The organism is Thermoanaerobacterales bacterium, from assembly GCA_030019475.1.
GTDB lineage: Bacteria > Bacillota > Desulfotomaculia > Desulfotomaculales > JASEER01 > JASEER01.
Genome location: JASEER010000018.1, coordinates 47,853 through 48,094, shown reverse-complemented (window position 1 = coordinate 48,094; position 242 = coordinate 47,853).

Sequence of the window (242 nt, the reverse complement as noted above, 5' to 3'; positions counted from 1 at the left end):
GGAAGCCATTATCCAGCGCGCGAATGGGATCGCGGTCGCCGATCACCAGGATCCGGTCCACATTCTTTACCGCTTGATTTCCCGTTGTCGTCCCGGGCTCTTGCATACCGCATCCGGCAAGGATAAGCCCGCCTAAGATGACCACTAACAGCAGGTATCGCCGGAGCAAATTCTTCCATCCCCTTTCGCTTAAATCGTCGTGAAGGTGAAAACAGCGGTCAGCACGCGCTCGTCGTACCGGC